The sequence below is a fragment of the Sulfitobacter sp. UBA1132 genome, assembly GCF_002311545.1.
Classification (GTDB): Bacteria; Pseudomonadota; Alphaproteobacteria; order Rhodobacterales; family Rhodobacteraceae; genus Sulfitobacter; species Sulfitobacter pontiacus.
In genome coordinates this window covers 382,224-397,745 of sequence record NZ_DCAN01000019.1, presented here as the reverse complement: position 1 = coordinate 397,745, position 15,522 = coordinate 382,224, and the positions used below count along the sequence as shown (strand labels likewise).

The window sequence follows — 15,522 nt, the reverse complement described above, 5'->3', positions numbered from 1 at the left end:
GAGCTTACACCCGGTCCTTGTCGGTCTTCGTGTCAGTGACAACAACGGTGTCATCGCTCAGCTCGGCAGTGTCCTTGTCGCCGTTTTTCACATCATCTTCGCCTTCGCTGATGCCTTTCTTAAAGCTGGTGATGCCCTTGCCGACTTCGCCCATCAGGCTGGAAATTTTGCCGCGCCCGAACAGGACCAGCACCACAACTGCAATCAGCAAAAGACCCGGAAGGCCGATATTGTTCAACATAGTCTCAACTCCATAATCCGAATGTGAGGCAGGGGGACTGCCCCCGCCGGTAAACTCTGTCTCTTTTTAGGCCCCTGCTCTGGCAGCTTGAAGGGCCAAAGCGTTTCCCCCGCCGCGTGGCCCCGCAAAATTTACGCCCTCCGACGACCGCCCCAACACTCCTGACAGTTTTTTGGCAGTTGCCTTGCGCCCTGACCCCCTGCGTGGCAAACAGAAACCATGCGCCGCAGCGACCGATTGTTTTCCCTGCTCTCCCTCTTGGGCGACCACCAGCTTCACCGGGCCGAGGATATGGCGCAGGTAGCGGGCGTGTCCTTGCGCACGCTCTACCGCGACATTGCGCGGCTGCAGGCGTCGGGCGTTGCGATCACCGGCACCCGTGGCGCAGGCTACCGGCTGACACCGGCGACGGTGCTGTCGCCGCTATCCCTCTCCCCCGAAGAGATTGAGGCGCTTCAACTCGCCCTCGCCGTTGTGCTTGAAACAACCGACCCCGACCTACAGGCCGCCGCGACCTCACTGGCGCAAAAGATCGACGCGGCCTTGCCCGAAACCGCACAGCCCGCAACGCAGGACTGGCAGCGCATCGAACACCCTTTCGCCAATGCCGCGCGGGGGATGGGGCATCTGCCCGTGCTGCGCGCCGCAATCCGCGCGCGCCAGAAACTCAGGATCGTCTATAACGCCGACGATGGCTCGCTTGATACGCTGGTGCTCCACCCCCACAGGCTCAGCCATGCCGCCCGCAGTTGGACCCTGTCAGGTTGGGATGAAACCAAAGGGCAAAACACCACCCTGCGGCTTGACCTGATCGAGGCGACACACCCGCTGCCCGCGCTATTCACCGCGCCGCCCGCCTTCCAAATGGAATAAATCCTCGCCGAAGGCATCCCGCGGTGCCACAGGGGCAGCCGCCAGCGGTCTACCCTGCCGCATGCACCGGAAAAACAAAACAACGATCGCGGCGCACGGTCAGCCACATGACGGCCCCGGGCTGCGGCAAGAAGACATTGGGCACGGTGGCACGCAGGGTGCTGCCGTCATGGTCCATGACAAACTCCACGAGACTTTCATTCCCCATGAAACGCGCACGCGCAACAACGGCGCGGGCTGCGGTGCCATCGGTCGAGGTTGGCAACGGCCCCTTGCCCGCACGGTCAAAGTCGATGCGCAAATGCTGGGGGCGGAACACGATATCCACCTGTGTCCCGTCCGGCACGCCGGGGGCCAGAAACCGGCCAAAGACCGTATGCGCAAGCGCCCCAGACACCTCGGCCCGCAGCACATTCGCGTCCGAGAAAAACGCCACCGACGCGCGGTCAACGGGACGCGTATACACGTTATAGGGGGCCCCCTGCTGCACGATCTTGCCATCGCGCATCAAGGCGATCTCGTCCGCCATGCGCATGGCTTCCTCGGGCTCGTGGGTGACCAGCAAGACGGCGGTACCTTCCTCTTTCAGGATGCCCAAAGTCTCGTCCCGGATATCATCGCGCAGCCGGTTATCAAGACCCGAGAACGGCTCGTCCATCAGCATGATCTTGGGCCGCGGGGCCAAGGCACGCGCCAGCGCGACACGCTGTTGTTCGCCCCCCGACAGTTGATGCGGGTAGCCGTCGATAAATCGCAGCAGGTCCACACGTTCAAGCAGTTCCTCGATACGGGCGCGGCGTTCGGCCTTGGTGCCGGTTTTCAAGCCAAAGCCCACGTTGTCGGCCACGCTAAGATGCGGAAACAGCGCGAAATCCTGAAACATCAACCCGATCTCGCGCCGTTCGGGGGGCACGCGGAAGACCGTGTCACAGATCAGCTTGCCATCAACGTGGATCGTACCGCTCTCCTGCATCTCGACGCCGGCGATCATCCGCAGGGTGGTCGACTTGCCACAGCCCGATGGCCCCAGAAGGCAGGTCACCTGCCCCGGCATGATTTTCAGGCTGACATCATCCACGACGGCCCGCCCGCCATAGGCGCGCTGTAGGTTCTTGATTTCCAGTCTCGGGTGCACGTCAGTCACTTCAGTCATGGGCGCAGTCTAATCCGATCAATTCGCTCGGGATCGACCGCTATCAGCCCCGCCGCGCGCCCGCAAGCACCGCCGCGAAGCCTGCGACCAGAACGACCACACAAATCACCAAAAGCTGTTCGTATTTATGCCCCTCTGGCAGCACCGCGGCAAAGGCGGGCCACGCACGGGCAAAATAGGCAAAGGCCCCGATCATCGCCGCCCCGAAGGCCGCCAGATAGGCCCATAGGGCGATCTGCCGTTGCATCACCAGCCCGACCACCAGCACCGGCGTCAGGAACATCGACGCAGTACCCGACACAGCCACCGCGTCGAACAGCGTCGCATTGCCCCAGAGCGTCAGCACCGTGCCCGCGGCCATAAAGCCCAGCATCACGATCCGCCCGCCGTTCAGGCTACGCGGTGCGAGCTTCAGCTCTTCAACCACCAGACGCGCGGCAGAAGAGAGCGCGGAATCCAGCGTGCTCAGCGCTGAGACCAGCAGCGAAATCATCAGCGCCACAAACACCCACGCAGGAAACATCGTGGCCCAGGTGCCGATCAGCTCGCCCTCGTAGGCCGCACCGACAAGGCTCGCCTGAATGCCGAAGAACCCGAAGCCGATGATACACAGGGTCGAGATCCAGAAGGCATGCAGAAAGGACCGGCGAGTCACCTCCGGGTCGGCGATAAAGCCCCGGTCCATCATCACCGGATCATGCGCGGGGTAGGAAAACACTTGCAACAGCGCCACGGCGAGCAAGACCCAGCCGTTATAGGCCCCTGCTGTCCCCGGTGCCGTGACAACCGCCCCCAGATCAAAGCCCGGCGACACGACCAGCGCCACAAAGGCGACACCGAAAACCACGAGGAACACGACCATCTGCACCACATCGGTGCGCAGCGCAGCGCTCAGCCCGCCCCAAGCGGAATAGCCCAGCCCCACGAGCGCCACGATCAGGATCGCAGGCGTGCCGCTGCCCGCCAGCACGGCGTTAAAGATCAGCCCCACCACCAGCAGATTGGCAAACACCTCGGACAAGAGCCGCAACGCGATGACCAGATTATAGCAGGCATTGCCCGCCCCGCCAAAGCGCGCGCCCAGCCAATCCTGCACCGACATGGCTCCGTTCTGGCGCAGACGTCCGACGATAAAGCCCCCGGTCAGGAAAGACCCGTAATAGGCCGCATAGGCCAGCGTGCCCGCGATGCCGTAATAATATCCCAGGATCGCCGCGTTCATCAGGCTGCGCGCGAAAATCCATGTGGTGACCTGGCTGAGCACCAGCGTCCAAAGCCCCGGCGCACCGCCTTGGGCCGTCATCCCGCCAAAGAACCCCTCGACCGAGGCACGGCGCGGTGCGGCCAGCAGACTTGCGGCGATGATGGCACCGAAGAGGACAAACAGAACAATGGAGGACATCCGGGAATACCTTTGAAAGGGACAGTAACGTCCATGGGTAGCCTAGCAAAAACCGCCGCGCTATCTGTTGCGCGGCGGTCTGTCGTAAACGTGATGAAATATGTCAGACGGGCGCGTGTGCCGCGCGGACATCACAGCGCCCGGCCCTCGCACTTACATCGTGATATTGGTCGCCCCGCCGTCCAGCAGCAAGTTCTGCCCGACGATAAATCCCGCGTGTTGCGAGCACAGGAAAGCACAGGCCGCGCCGAATTCATGCCGCGTGCCATAGCGCCCTGCGGGAATCGTCGATGCGCGCTCGGTGCGGGCCTCGTCCAGCGTGATGCCCTTTTGTTTGACGACGCCGCCATCCAGTGCATCGGCGCGGTCGGTGGCGTGGATGCCGGGCAGCAGGTTGTTGATCGTGACACCCTTGCCCGCGACCTGACGCGAGGTGCCCGCGACATAGCCGGTCAGACCGGTACGGGCCGAGTTGCTGAGCCCCAGAACGCCGATTGGCGCACGCACGGATTGCGAGGTGATGTTGACGACGCGGCCCCAGCCACGGTCCATCATCGCGGGCACCAGCGCCTTGATCATCGCGATGGGGGCCAACATGTTCGCATCGAGCGCCTTGATGAAATCCTCGCGGTCCCAATCGCTCCACATGCCGGGGGGTGGGCCGCCTGCGTTATTGACCAGAATGTCGATCTGGCCCGCGGCCTCCAGCACCAGCTTCTGACCTTCGTCCGTGGCGATATCGGCAGCGATGGTGGTGACCTCGACGCCATAGTCCTGACGGATGCGTTCGGCGGCTGTTTCCAGATCAGCGGCACCGCGTGCGTTCATCACCAGATCCACACCCGCTTCGGCCAGCGCCTCTGCGCAGCCCAGGCCGAGGCCCTTTGACGATGCGCAAACCAATGCGCGTTTTCCCTTGATTCCCAGATCCATAGCGATCTCTCCCGGTTAGTGTTCGCGCAAGTCGTAGCACTGTCTTTGCGGACAATGCCAGCAAAAGGCCAAAGGCTTGACCCGAATGGGACACAATCCTATGGCAAGGACACAAGAACCACCGGCAGTTGTGTGACTGCCGACCCCGATATCATTCACCTTTCGCGCGCAAAGGCCCGCCCCATGACCTCGCCCCGCCCTTCCCCTCCGCAAAGTGTCCCTGTCTTTCGTGCGACGCAATTCACGGCGACAGATGGTGCGAATATGGGCGACGCGCTGTCTTTTGCTTCGGAACTGTTGCTGGATGATGTGTACGAGCTGTCCTATGGGGCGGAACCAGTGCGCCTGTCGATCCAGACGGCACCGGATGGCAGCCTGTCGATCGCGCCCGATACGCAAACCGGCACCAGCGGGGCCGCCCTGCATCTGGATTGCGCACTGACCTTCATGTCGCCTGACGGGCAGATCAACGATGCGATCCTGCTGGTCGAAGTGGCCGATGACGGCCATGCCGAAGCAATCTATCTCATCCCGCTCAGCGCGCTGTCGTCGAAAGTGGAATACCGGCTGGTTGGCATCGACACCGAGACGATGCGCCAGAAGTTCGCGCAGGTCGCCTGTGTGTCCTTCACACGCGGCACGCACATTACCATGGCCACCGGTGAGCAGCGCCCGATCGAAGAACTCTGCGTCGGGGACAAGGTCCTGACCCGCGATGACGGCGTGCAGGCGATCCGCTGGATCGGGCAAAGCACCGTGCGCGCGGTTGGCGAATTCGCCCCGATCTGCATCAACGCGGGCACGTTGAACAACGACAATGACCTGATCGTCAGCCCCGATCACCGCCTGTTCATCTACCAACGCGAAGACCGTCTGGGTGCCGGCCGGTCAGAGCTGCTGGTCAAGGTCCGCCATCTGGTCAACGGCGATACGGTACGGGTGCAGGACGGCGGCTTTGTCGACTATTTCCAACTGCTGTTTGACGGGCACCAGATCATCTATGCCGAAGGCATCGCGGCGGAATCCATGCTGATCGACAGCCGGACCAAAGGCGTGCTGCCGCAAGAGCTGTCGGACGCCATGGGCGATGTCATCCCCGGCCATTCCGACCTGCCCCATGCGGGGCTGGATGTATCGGAGCCGCTGCTGGACCGCCCCGACGCAGCTGAACTGCTGCGCCGCGCCAGCATGCGCTGATCAGCCAAAGAATTCCTCGCGCACGATCTTGCCATTGGCCACGTGGTAGATGGCGACCTCTTTCATCTCCATCTCGGTGCCGCTGTCTTTTTCGCGCGCCGCAACATCAAAGATGACGGCAAAACGGTCATCGCCGTGGAACATCGGGTCGCTGACAGTCTGACGCGTCACCTCCATCGCGCTGTCCCACCACGCATGCTTGCCCTTGATGCCCTCAAGGCCCTGCGTCTCGCGCTCGTTTCCGTGGTCCATCCCCTCAACCGACACGGCGTCCTGCGCGTAAAGCCGATCAAGGTTCGCCACCTCATGGCCCTCGCGGCAGCCTTTTACCAACGCATCTGCGATCTCTTTCAATTCCATTGTCACACCCCCTCAGGTTTCATCTGCCCCCATCATACCGCAGTTTCGCGCCACCCCCCAAGAAAATGCCACCACCCGCCTGATCCAAGCAGACTTGCGCGTGTGTTCGGGCGTGGATATATGCCAATCCATGTTGGATACCCCCTCAAACCGCCCCGCTTTGCCTGCCGAAATCGCTCGGCGTCGCACCTTTGCGATCATTTCCCACCCCGATGCGGGGAAAACCACGCTGACAGAGAAATTCCTGCTGTTCGGCGGGGCGATCCAGATGGCCGGACAGGTCCGCGCCAAAGGTGAAGCACGTCGCACCCGCTCTGACTTTATGGCGATGGAAAAGGATCGCGGCATCTCTGTCTCGGCCTCGGCCATGTCGTTCGATTTCATGAACAAGGGTACGAATTTCCGCTTTAACCTTGTGGATACGCCCGGCCACTCTGACTTTTCCGAAGATACCTACCGCACGCTGACCGCCGTTGACGCGGCCGTGATGGTGATTGACGGCGCGAAAGGCGTGGAGAGCCAGACGCAAAAGCTGTTCGAGGTCTGCCGCATGCGCGACCTGCCGATCCTGACATTCTGTAACAAGATGGACCGCGAAAGCCGCGATGTCTTCGAGATCATCGACGAAATTCAGGAAAACCTTGCCATTGATGTGACCCCTGCAAGCTGGCCCATCGGCGTGGGCCGCGACTTTATCGGCTGTTACGACATCCTGCGTGACCGACTTGAACTGATGGACCGTGCGGACCGGAACAAGGTCGCTGAAAGCATCGCAATCGAAGGGTTGGATGACCCGAAGCTGGCCGAACACGTGCCCGCCGCCCTGCTTGAAAAACTGCGCGAAGACCTTGAGATGGTGCGCGAGCTGATGCCGCCGCTGGATGCGGCGCTGATGGCCGAAGGGTCGCTGACACCGATCTGGTTCGGCTCTGCGATCAACAGCTTTGGCGTCAAGGAGCTGATGGACGGCATCGCCACCTACGGCCCCGAACCGCAAATTCAATCGGCAGAGCCAAGACAGATTTTACCTGAAGAACCAAAGGTTTCCGGCTTTGTCTTCAAGGTTCAGGCGAACATGGACCCCAAGCACCGCGACCGCGTGGCTTTTGTCCGTCTGGCGTCGGGCCACTTTACCCGTGGCATGAAACTGACCCATGTGCGGTCCAAGAAAACCATGTCTGTCACCAACCCCGTGATGTTCCTTGCCGCCGACCGCGAGCTGGCCGAGGAAGCATGGGCCGGTGACATCATCGGCATCCCCAACCACGGGCAGCTGCGCATCGGTGACACCCTGACCGAGGGCGAGGCGATCCGCGTCAGTGGCATCCCGTCCTTCGCGCCAGAGCTGTTGCAGGGCGTGCGCGCGGGCGATCCGATGAAATCGAAACACCTTGAGAAAGCGCTGATGCAATTCGCCGAAGAAGGTGCAGCGAAGGTCTTTAAACCCGCCATCGGCTCGGGCTTTGTTGTGGGCGTCGTCGGGCAGCTACAGTTCGAAGTGCTCGCCAGCCGGATCGAGCTGGAATACGGGCTGCCGGTGCGGTTCGAACAATCGCAGTTCACCTCGGCGCGATGGGTGAACGGTGACCGACAAGCCGTTGATAAATTTACAGAAGCCAATAAACAGCATATCGCCCATGACCACGATGGCGACATCGTTTACCTGACGCGGCTGCAATGGGATATCGACCGTGTGGACCGCGATTACCCCGATGTGCGCCTGACCGCGACCAAGGAAATGATGGTCTGACTTGGGCTTGCCAGCCCGACCGACGCACCGCAAACTGGCCCCATGACTGATGTGACATGGGGCATCGCCTCTACCATTCTGGCACCGACGCGCGACATATTGCAGTTCGCCGCCTATCATCTGGCGGCGGGCGCGCAGCGGCTGTACATCTATCTGGATGCGCCCAATGAGGAGGCCTTTGCCCATCTGGACGCCCATCCCAAGATCCGTGTCATCACCTGCGACGCGCGCTATTGGAAGCAGCGCAAACGCGACCGACCAGACGCCCACCAGCAACGCCAGACGGCAAATGCGACCCATGCCTACAACCGCCGCCGCGAGGTAGACTGGCTGATCCACATGGATGCGGACGAGTATCTGGTCGCAGACCGCCCGATCGCTGGCCTTCTGGCCGATATCCCGCAAGCTGCGCCCGCCACCCGCATCCGCCCGATGGAGCAGCTTTCAGGCGATCCGACGGCGTTCAAGGGGTTCATCCCCGCCGGCCCCGACCGCGCGCGCATTGTGGCAGAGCTTTATCCGACCTATGGCACTTATTTGAAGGGCGGGTTTCTCAGCCATCTTGCGGGCAAGGTATTTGTCCGCACGGGGCTGCCGAATATGCAACTGCGCATCCACAACGTCTTTCAAAAGGGCGAGATGCTGGACTGTCACGACGCCCCGCCCGACATCACGCTGGCCCATGCCCATGCGAAAACATGGGACGACTGGATCGCCGCTTACCGCTACCGCGTCACCAAGGGCAGCTACCGCCCCGAACTGCGCCCCAACCGCCCCTATGACCAAGGCGGTCTGTCGCTCAACGACCTTTTCTCGATGATAGAGAGTGAAAGCGGAGAGGACGGGTTGCGCGCGTTTTTCGACGAAGTCTGCGCAGATACACCGGAATTGCGCAGCCGCCTGCGCGACCACGGGCTGCTACGCGAGGTTGATCTGGCGCTGCCCAACCAACTGGCAACACATTTCCCCCGTTTCACAGGGCTTTAGCGCATCCATTTGACGCGACGGGGAGTCTTTGTTAATGGGTGCAGAACATGTCGCGGAGAGCCTCCGCCCCTTGGGCCATGCGGGCCGACATGAATGCTGCCGCGGGCCAAGTGTATGTCCGCTATCATCGGACACACATGACAAAATTTTCTGATCTAAACCTTAATCCTAAAGTCCTGAAAGCCATTGATGAGGCCGGGTATGAAACCCCCACGCCAATTCAGGCCGGCGCGATCCCCCCTGCCCTTGAAGGCAAGGATGTCTTGGGAATCGCCCAAACAGGCACCGGCAAAACTGCCAGCTTTACCCTGCCCATGATCACCCTGCTTGCCCGTGGCCGCGCCCGCGCCCGGATGCCGCGCAGTCTGGTGCTGTGCCCCACGCGGGAACTGGCGGCACAGGTGGCCGAGAACTTCGACACCTATACCAAGCACCTGAAACTGACCAAAGCGCTGCTGATCGGCGGCGTGTCGTTCGGAGAGCAGGACAAGCTGATCGACAAGGGCGTTGACGTTTTGATCGCCACGCCCGGCCGCCTCATCGACCACTTTGAGCGCGGCAAGCTGATCTTGTCCGACGTGAAGATCATGGTCGTAGACGAGGCCGACCGTATGCTGGATATGGGGTTCATCCCCGATATCGAACGCATCTTCCAGATGACGCCCTTTACCCGTCAGACGCTGTTCTTCTCGGCCACGATGGCCCCCGAGATCGAGCGGATTACGAACACCTTCCTCTCTGCGCCCGAGCGTATCGAAGTGGCCCGTCAGGCCACCACGAGCGAGAATATCGAGCAAGGCGTGCTGATGTTCAAAGCCTCGCGCAAGGACCGCGAAGCGACGGAAAAACGTAAAGTGCTGCGCGCGTTGATCGACGCCGAAGGCGACAAATGCACCAACGCGATCATCTTCTGCAACCGCAAGATGGATGTGGATACGGTCGCTAAGTCGTTGAAAAAATACGGCTATGACGCGGCTCCGATCCATGGGGATCTTGATCAAAGCCAGCGGACCAAAACACTGGAAGGGTTCCGCAACGGCGATCTGCGCTTCCTTGTTGCCTCTGACGTGGCCGCGCGCGGCCTTGATGTGCCGTCGGTCAGCCACGTGTATAACTACGACGTGCCCTCCCATGCCGAGGATTACGTGCACCGGATCGGCCGCACGGGTCGCGCGGGACGTGATGGCAAGGCTATCATGATCTGCGTCCCGCGGGACGAAAAGAACCTCGAAGACGTTGAACGTCTGGTACAGCGCGAGATCCCGCGCCTCGACAACCCCTTGGGCGGTTCGGAGGCAAAAGTGGCCACCGCGGCAGAGGCCAAGACAACCGATGCCCCCGCTGCGAAATCCGATGAGGCAGCCAAATCTGAAAAGCCCAAACGCACCCGCACGCGCAGCCGCAAAAAGCCTGATGCGGCTAAGGTTGACGCTGAACAGACAGAGACGGCGCAGGCGGACAGCCCTAAGGCTGACAAACCCGATGCCAAAGCGGACGCCAAATCTGATGCAAAGCCGCAAGACAAAAAGTCGGACAAACCAGCCAAGGAGTCCGCAGACAAGGCCCCTGCCCAAAAGGCAGACGCTGCTCGAGACGACAAACCCAACAACCGTCGCGGTGGCCGTGGCGGGCGCGGTGATAACAACCGTCAGCAGAACAACCGCAACGACAACCGCGTCGTCGGTCTGGGCGATCACACGCCCGAGTTCATCGGCCTGAGCTTTGCCGAGCGTCGCGAATAACCCCGCGCACCAACTGACTGAAACGATTAAAGGCGCAGAGCATCCTCTGCGCCTTTTTCTTTATGGTTACCGCTTTGCCTTGCAGCCGCTCCGACGCGCCACACCCTGCCCCCACAAACGCAAAACGCCGCGCAGAGGGCTGCGCGGCGCTTCTATTTAGCGTGAGAGCATTTTAGCTCAGGCGGCTGACCACGATGGTAACCTCGGGCTTTTTGCCGATCTCATCGTTGGCGGACTGACGCACAGTGCGCTTCAGACCGTCGTGCAGCTTGTCGTCGTCGCGCAGGGTCTTGGCATTCGCACGGCCAAGGAACTGGGCCAGATCGGCTTCCAGCACGTCAACCAGCGACGTCTTGGATCGCCCTTGCTCTGGCAGACCCATGGCATCGACCCAAGGATCGCCCAAGGCTTCGTCATTCTCGTCCATGATGACAGTCACGGTGACGTGGCCGTTCAGCGCCATGCGGATACGGTCGCGCACAACGCCATCCATCGCGCCAATCTGGGTCGAGCCGTCAAGGTAGGTCCGCCCGCTGTCGACATATTCAACGACCTTGGGCTCGTTGCCCGACAGGTCGATCATCATGCCGTTGACGGCCAGAACACCCTTCATCCCCTTGGCGTTGGCGATTTTGGTGTGCTCACGCAGGTGGCGGTGCTCACCATGCATCGGGATCAGGATCTGCGGCTTGACCACGTCATGCAGCGTTTCCAGATCGGGACGGTTGGCGTGGCCCGATACGTGATACAGACCCGAGCTGTCGTCGACGATATCAACGCCCATCTCGGAGAATGCGTTGATCACCTTGATCACCCCACGCTCGTTGCCCGGAATGGTTTTGGAGGAGAACAGGAACATGTCCCCCTCCTTCATCTCCAGCCCCATGTATTTGCCGCGTGCCAGCTGTGCCGACGCCGCACGGCGCTCCCCTTGCGAGCCTGTCACCAGCAGCATCAGGTTCTCGCGCGGGATGCCGCGGGCTTCTTCCGGGCTCACGACCGGGGGGAAGTCCTTCATCACGCCGGTTTCAAGCGAGGCTTCGACCATGCGTTTCATCGCGCGTCCCAGCAGCACAACCGACCGCCCTGCCCGTTCGCCCGCATCCGCCAGCGTCTTCACACGCGCGACGTTAGAGGCAAAGGTCGTCGCGACGACCATACCCTGCGCGGTGCCGAGCAGCTTTTCAATCTCTGGCCCGACGGTCGCTTCGGACCGACCGGCATGCTGCGAGAAGACGTTGGTACTGTCACAGATCAGCGCCTTGACGCCGTCTTTGGACACGTCGGCCCAAAGTTCGGGGTCGTAGGGTTCACCAACGCCGGGTGTCATGTCGATTTTGAAGTCGCCCGAGTGGATCAGCCGATCGCCGGCCACGTCAATCACCAGCGACGACGATTCAGGGATGGAGTGGGACATGGGCAGGAAGCCCACTTTGAACGGCCCTACGGTCGTTTGCTGCGGCCAAGGGGCCACGGTGGTCACCGCATCGTCGGGGTGGCCGTATTCGTCCATCTTGCGCTTGGCGATATTGGCGGTGAATTTCCGCGTATAGATCGGCGCGCGCAGGCGGTCATAGGTATGGGCCACGGCACCGATATGGTCTTCGTGGGCGTGGGTGATGAAAATCGCCTCGATCTGGTCGCGGCGTTCTTCAAGCCAGGCGATATCGGGGATGATCAGATCCACGCCGGGGCTTGTGTCCATGTCGGGGAAGGCCACGCCAAGGTCGACAACAATCAGCCGCTCCTTACCGGGTTTCCCGTATCCATAGACATAGGCATTCATGCCAATTTCACCTGCCCCACCGAGGGGCAGATAGATCAATCTTTCGCTGCTCATATGACTAAGCGGTATCCTTGTTATAGTTATAAATCACGGTCAGGCCGTGCATCGTCAAATCATCTTGGTATGCATCAAACAGATCGACTGTCTGTTGAAAGAGCGGGGCCAGCCCGCCTGTGGCAATCACGCGCATTTCGCGGCCGCGCTCAGCCTTTATTCGGGCACATATCTCACGGACGAGGCCAACATAACCCCAAAAAATGCCCGATTGTATGCAAGAGACGGTATTTGTACCAATCACCGCCTGTGGTTTCGAGATGTCTACATGAGGTAAGGCCGCTGCGGCGTTATGCAATGCCTCAAGGCTCAGGTTTACACCGGGGGCAATCACCCCGCCGATATAGGCCCCGTCCGTATCGACCACGTCAAAGGTCGTCGCCGTGCCGAAATCGACAATGATCAGATCACCGCCATAAAGATCATGCCCCGCCACCGTGTTGACCAGACGGTCAGGCCCCACGGCGGTGCCTTCGTCAACGCGGACATCCACCGGTAGCAGGCAATCGGGTTTGCCCACCACAATGGGCCGCGTGTCAAAATAGCGGTCCGCCAGAACGCGCAGGTTGAACACCACCCGCGGCACGGTCGAGCTGATGATGACATCGGTGATATCTGCCTCGACGCCCTGAAACTTCATCAAGGTGCTGAGCCAGACGTAATATTGGTCAGAGGTACGCTGCCATTCGGTAGAGGTCCGCCACGTCCCGAGGAACCGCGCCCCGTCCCAGATCGAAAAGACTGTATTGGTGTTTCCGCAGTCAATCGCCAACAGCATGGCACATCCCTCCGCTCGCGCTTAGAAAAATACATCCGCCGCAGTGATGGGCACGCGGCCTTTGGGGGTACGCAGGATCAGGTTGCCTTGCGCGTCCACGTCTTCGAACACACCACGGGTTTCGTCCTTCATGGTGCGCGCGACGATCTCTTCGCCCAAACGCGCGGCATGGGACAACCACGCGGTACGGATGGGGGCAAAACCATAGGTCTGGAACTGGGTTTCCAACTGCGCGTATTCCGCCGCCAGCGCATCTAGAAAGACCTCGGGCGGGACCACCTTGCCGGTCTCTGCCACGACGGAAACGGGGCGTAGGGCCCCTGCCTCGACCTGATCGGCACCGGGCGCATGGGCAAGGTTCACCCCGATTCCGATGGCCAGAAAATCACCGATGCTTTCCAGCAGGATGCCCGCGACCTTACCGCCATTCAGCAGCACGTCGTTGGGCCACTTCAGGGTAAAGGCCCCCTCGTCCCGCGTGGTGGCGACAAAGGCGCGGCGCAGGGCAAGCGAGGCGACAAAGCTGCGCAGCGCCGCGGTCGAGGGGCTTTCGGACCGGCGCATCATCAGCGTCGCTGCAAAATTGCCCCGTGGCGTGGCCCAGGACCGCCCGCGCCGACCGCGTGCGGCGGTCTGCTCCTGCGCGAGGATCCATGTGGACCCCGTCAGCTCGCTCGCTTGGCGTGCCGCCTCGCTCAGCGTGGAATCGACGCTATCGAAAACCTGCCGCCCATAGCCATCGGGCCAAGACGCGTTCTGCGCCTTGGCCCCCGTTGCTCCCGCGGTGGAAGCGCCATTGTTCACCGATGTCACCGGCAGATCAGTTGATCAGCGTCGCCGCTGCAGAGATCGCAGCAGTTTCGACGCCAAACATATTCAGGATCCCCACGACCATGATCACGGCAGAGGCAACAACGAACCCCGACAGCAGGCTGCTTTTGCCTTCATCCAGACGGTCATCGCCTTCGGCACCGAAATACATCAGGAAAACGATACGCAGGTAATAATAGGCACCGATGGCCGAGGCGACGGCACTGGCGACAACCAGCCAGACCAGCCCCGCATCCACACCCGCCTGCCAGACACCCAGCTTGGCGAAGAAGCCCAGCATCGGCGGCACACCAGCAAGCGAGAACAGCAGCACCAGCATCGCCAGCGCCTTACCCGGCGCGCGTTTGGAATACATGTTCAACGCCGAGATATCGGTGACCGGCTGGCCGTCTTTCTCCATCCCGAGGATGAAGGCAAAGGTGCCGATGTTCATGGTCACGTAGATCGCCAGATAGACCAGCATGGATTTGACACCCAGCTCAGTCCCGGCGGCAAGGCCGATCAGCGCATAGCCCATGTGGGCGATCGAGGAATAGGCCATCAGGCGTTTGATGTTGGTCTGACCAATCGCGGCGACGGCACCAAGGAACATGGACAGGACCGACAGCAGCGCGACGATCTGGCTCCAGTCGGCGACAGCATTGCCGAAGGCGTCATGCAGCACGCGGGCAAACAGCGCCATCGCGGCAACTTTGGGGGCTGTGGCGAAGAAAGCTGTAACCGGCGTCGGTGCGCCTTCGTAGACATCGGGCGTCCACATGTGGAACGGCACGGCCGACACCTTGAACGCCAGACCGGAGACGACAAAGACGATCCCGAACAACAGGCCAATCGATGTCTGCCCTGCGCTCGCAAGGCTCATGACGCCCGCGAATTGCGTGGTACCGGCGTAGCCATAGACCAGCGACACACCGTACAGCAGCAGACCTGAGGACAAAGCGCCCAGAACGAAATACTTCAGACCCGCTTCGGTCGATTTCACGCTGTCACGACGCAGAGAGGCGACGACATAAAGCGCCAGCGATTGCAGCTCGAGGCCCATGTAAAGGGTCATCAGGTCGCCCGCGCTGACCATCATCATCATGCCGACGACGCTCAGCGCGATCAGCACCGGATATTCAAACCGCAGCAGCCCGCGCTTTTTCATATAGGCTTCGGACATCGCCAGCACCGCCGCCGCGCTGAGCAGCATGGTGACCTTGGCAAAACGGGCAAAGCTGTCTTCGACGAACAGACCGTTAAAGGCGATGCGCGTGGTGCCACCGCTGGTCATACCGATCCAGATCGCCAGCAGCGTCATCACGATTGCTGTGGCCCAGACGATCACCCCCGCGGCGGCGTCCTTGTTGGTGTAAACCGCCCCAAGCAGTGCCAGGATCGCGAAAAGCGCCAGCAGGATTTCGGGCAGGATGACATTCAGATCAGCGGAAATCAT

General features: G+C 61.2%; 14 protein-coding genes. 5 read left to right on the top strand and 9 right to left on the bottom strand.

Annotation, left to right across the window (positions count from 1 at the left end):
* Nucleotides 1-4 precede the first annotated feature (4 nt).
* A complete protein-coding gene (locus tag B4F27_RS15690) occupies nucleotides 5-241 on the bottom strand; it encodes a twin-arginine translocase TatA/TatE family subunit (RefSeq protein ID WP_005853930.1) in 237 nt (78 codons plus the stop codon).
* Between the two features lie 219 nt (nucleotides 242-460).
* Between B4F27_RS15690 and B4F27_RS15685 the strand changes: the two genes are divergently transcribed.
* A complete protein-coding gene (locus B4F27_RS15685) occupies nucleotides 461-1,114 on the top strand; it encodes a helix-turn-helix transcriptional regulator (protein WP_286760096.1) in 654 nt (217 codons plus the stop codon).
* Between the two features lie 49 nt (nucleotides 1,115-1,163).
* On the opposite strand, the gene B4F27_RS15680 is transcribed toward B4F27_RS15685, so the two are convergent.
* From B4F27_RS15680 to B4F27_RS15670, 3 genes are all read right to left on the bottom strand, one after another.
* Complete coding sequence (locus B4F27_RS15680; RefSeq protein ID WP_286760095.1) at nucleotides 1,164-2,267, bottom strand: ABC transporter ATP-binding protein; 1,104 nt, start codon at nucleotides 2,265-2,267, stop codon at nucleotides 1,164-1,166.
* 43 nt (nucleotides 2,268-2,310) lie between these two features.
* Entirely contained in the window at nucleotides 2,311-3,669 is a 1,359-nt protein-coding gene (locus tag B4F27_RS15675; RefSeq protein WP_286760094.1) for a sodium:proline symporter, read from the bottom strand.
* A 153-nt stretch (nucleotides 3,670-3,822) separates the two neighbouring features.
* Complete coding sequence (locus tag B4F27_RS15670; RefSeq protein WP_286760093.1) at nucleotides 3,823-4,602, bottom strand: SDR family oxidoreductase; 780 nt, start codon at nucleotides 4,600-4,602, stop codon at nucleotides 3,823-3,825.
* Nucleotides 4,603-4,785: 183 nt separating this feature from the next.
* Between B4F27_RS15670 and B4F27_RS15665 the strand changes: the two genes are divergently transcribed.
* The gene (locus B4F27_RS15665) at nucleotides 4,786-5,799 is read left to right on the top strand and encodes a Hint domain-containing protein (RefSeq protein WP_074634407.1); all 1,014 of its coding nucleotides are present in this window, start codon (nucleotides 4,786-4,788) and stop codon (nucleotides 5,797-5,799) included.
* Here B4F27_RS15665 and B4F27_RS15660 read toward each other — a convergent pair whose 3' ends face one another.
* Nucleotides 5,800-6,159 carry a nuclear transport factor 2 family protein gene (locus B4F27_RS15660; RefSeq protein WP_286760092.1) on the bottom strand — a complete coding sequence of 120 codons (360 nt, stop codon included), beginning with the start codon at nucleotides 6,157-6,159 and terminating at the stop codon, nucleotides 5,800-5,802. It lies immediately after the preceding gene.
* A gap of 130 nt (nucleotides 6,160-6,289) precedes the next feature.
* Here B4F27_RS15660 and B4F27_RS15655 point away from each other — a divergent pair, with 130 nt between their 5' ends.
* The 3 genes from B4F27_RS15655 to B4F27_RS15645 all read left to right on the top strand — a co-directional run bounded on the left by B4F27_RS15655 (nucleotide 6,290) and on the right by B4F27_RS15645 (nucleotide 10,638).
* Entirely contained in the window at nucleotides 6,290-7,909 is a 1,620-nt protein-coding gene (locus B4F27_RS15655; protein WP_005853943.1) for a peptide chain release factor 3, read from the top strand.
* A gap of 42 nt (nucleotides 7,910-7,951) precedes the next feature.
* Complete coding sequence (locus B4F27_RS15650) at nucleotides 7,952-8,896, top strand: glycosyltransferase family 2 protein (protein ID WP_286760091.1); 945 nt, start codon at nucleotides 7,952-7,954, stop codon at nucleotides 8,894-8,896.
* 137 nt (nucleotides 8,897-9,033) lie between these two features.
* On the top strand, nucleotides 9,034-10,638 hold the full coding sequence (locus B4F27_RS15645) for a DEAD/DEAH box helicase (RefSeq protein WP_286760090.1): 1,605 nt from the start codon (nucleotides 9,034-9,036) through the stop codon (nucleotides 10,636-10,638).
* 172 nt (nucleotides 10,639-10,810) lie between these two features.
* Here B4F27_RS15645 and B4F27_RS15640 read toward each other — a convergent pair whose 3' ends face one another.
* Genes B4F27_RS15640 through nuoN form a run of 4 tightly spaced genes read right to left on the bottom strand, consistent with a single transcriptional unit; the run spans nucleotide 10,811 to nucleotide 15,522 of the window.
* Nucleotides 10,811-12,478 (bottom strand): ribonuclease J, encoded by a 1,668-nt coding sequence (locus B4F27_RS15640; protein ID WP_064215545.1) that lies wholly within the window; start codon nucleotides 12,476-12,478, stop codon nucleotides 10,811-10,813.
* A gap of 4 nt (nucleotides 12,479-12,482) precedes the next feature.
* The gene (locus tag B4F27_RS15635; RefSeq protein WP_009824851.1) at nucleotides 12,483-13,256 is read right to left on the bottom strand and encodes a type III pantothenate kinase; all 774 of its coding nucleotides are present in this window, start codon (nucleotides 13,254-13,256) and stop codon (nucleotides 12,483-12,485) included.
* Nucleotides 13,257-13,277: 21 nt separating this feature from the next.
* Nucleotides 13,278-14,069 carry a biotin--[acetyl-CoA-carboxylase] ligase gene (locus tag B4F27_RS15630; protein WP_081781252.1) on the bottom strand — a complete coding sequence of 264 codons (792 nt, stop codon included), beginning with the start codon at nucleotides 14,067-14,069 and terminating at the stop codon, nucleotides 13,278-13,280.
* A 7-nt stretch (nucleotides 14,070-14,076) separates the two neighbouring features.
* Nucleotides 14,077-15,522 (bottom strand): NADH-quinone oxidoreductase subunit NuoN, encoded by a 1,446-nt coding sequence (gene nuoN, locus B4F27_RS15625; RefSeq protein WP_005853955.1) that lies wholly within the window; start codon nucleotides 15,520-15,522, stop codon nucleotides 14,077-14,079.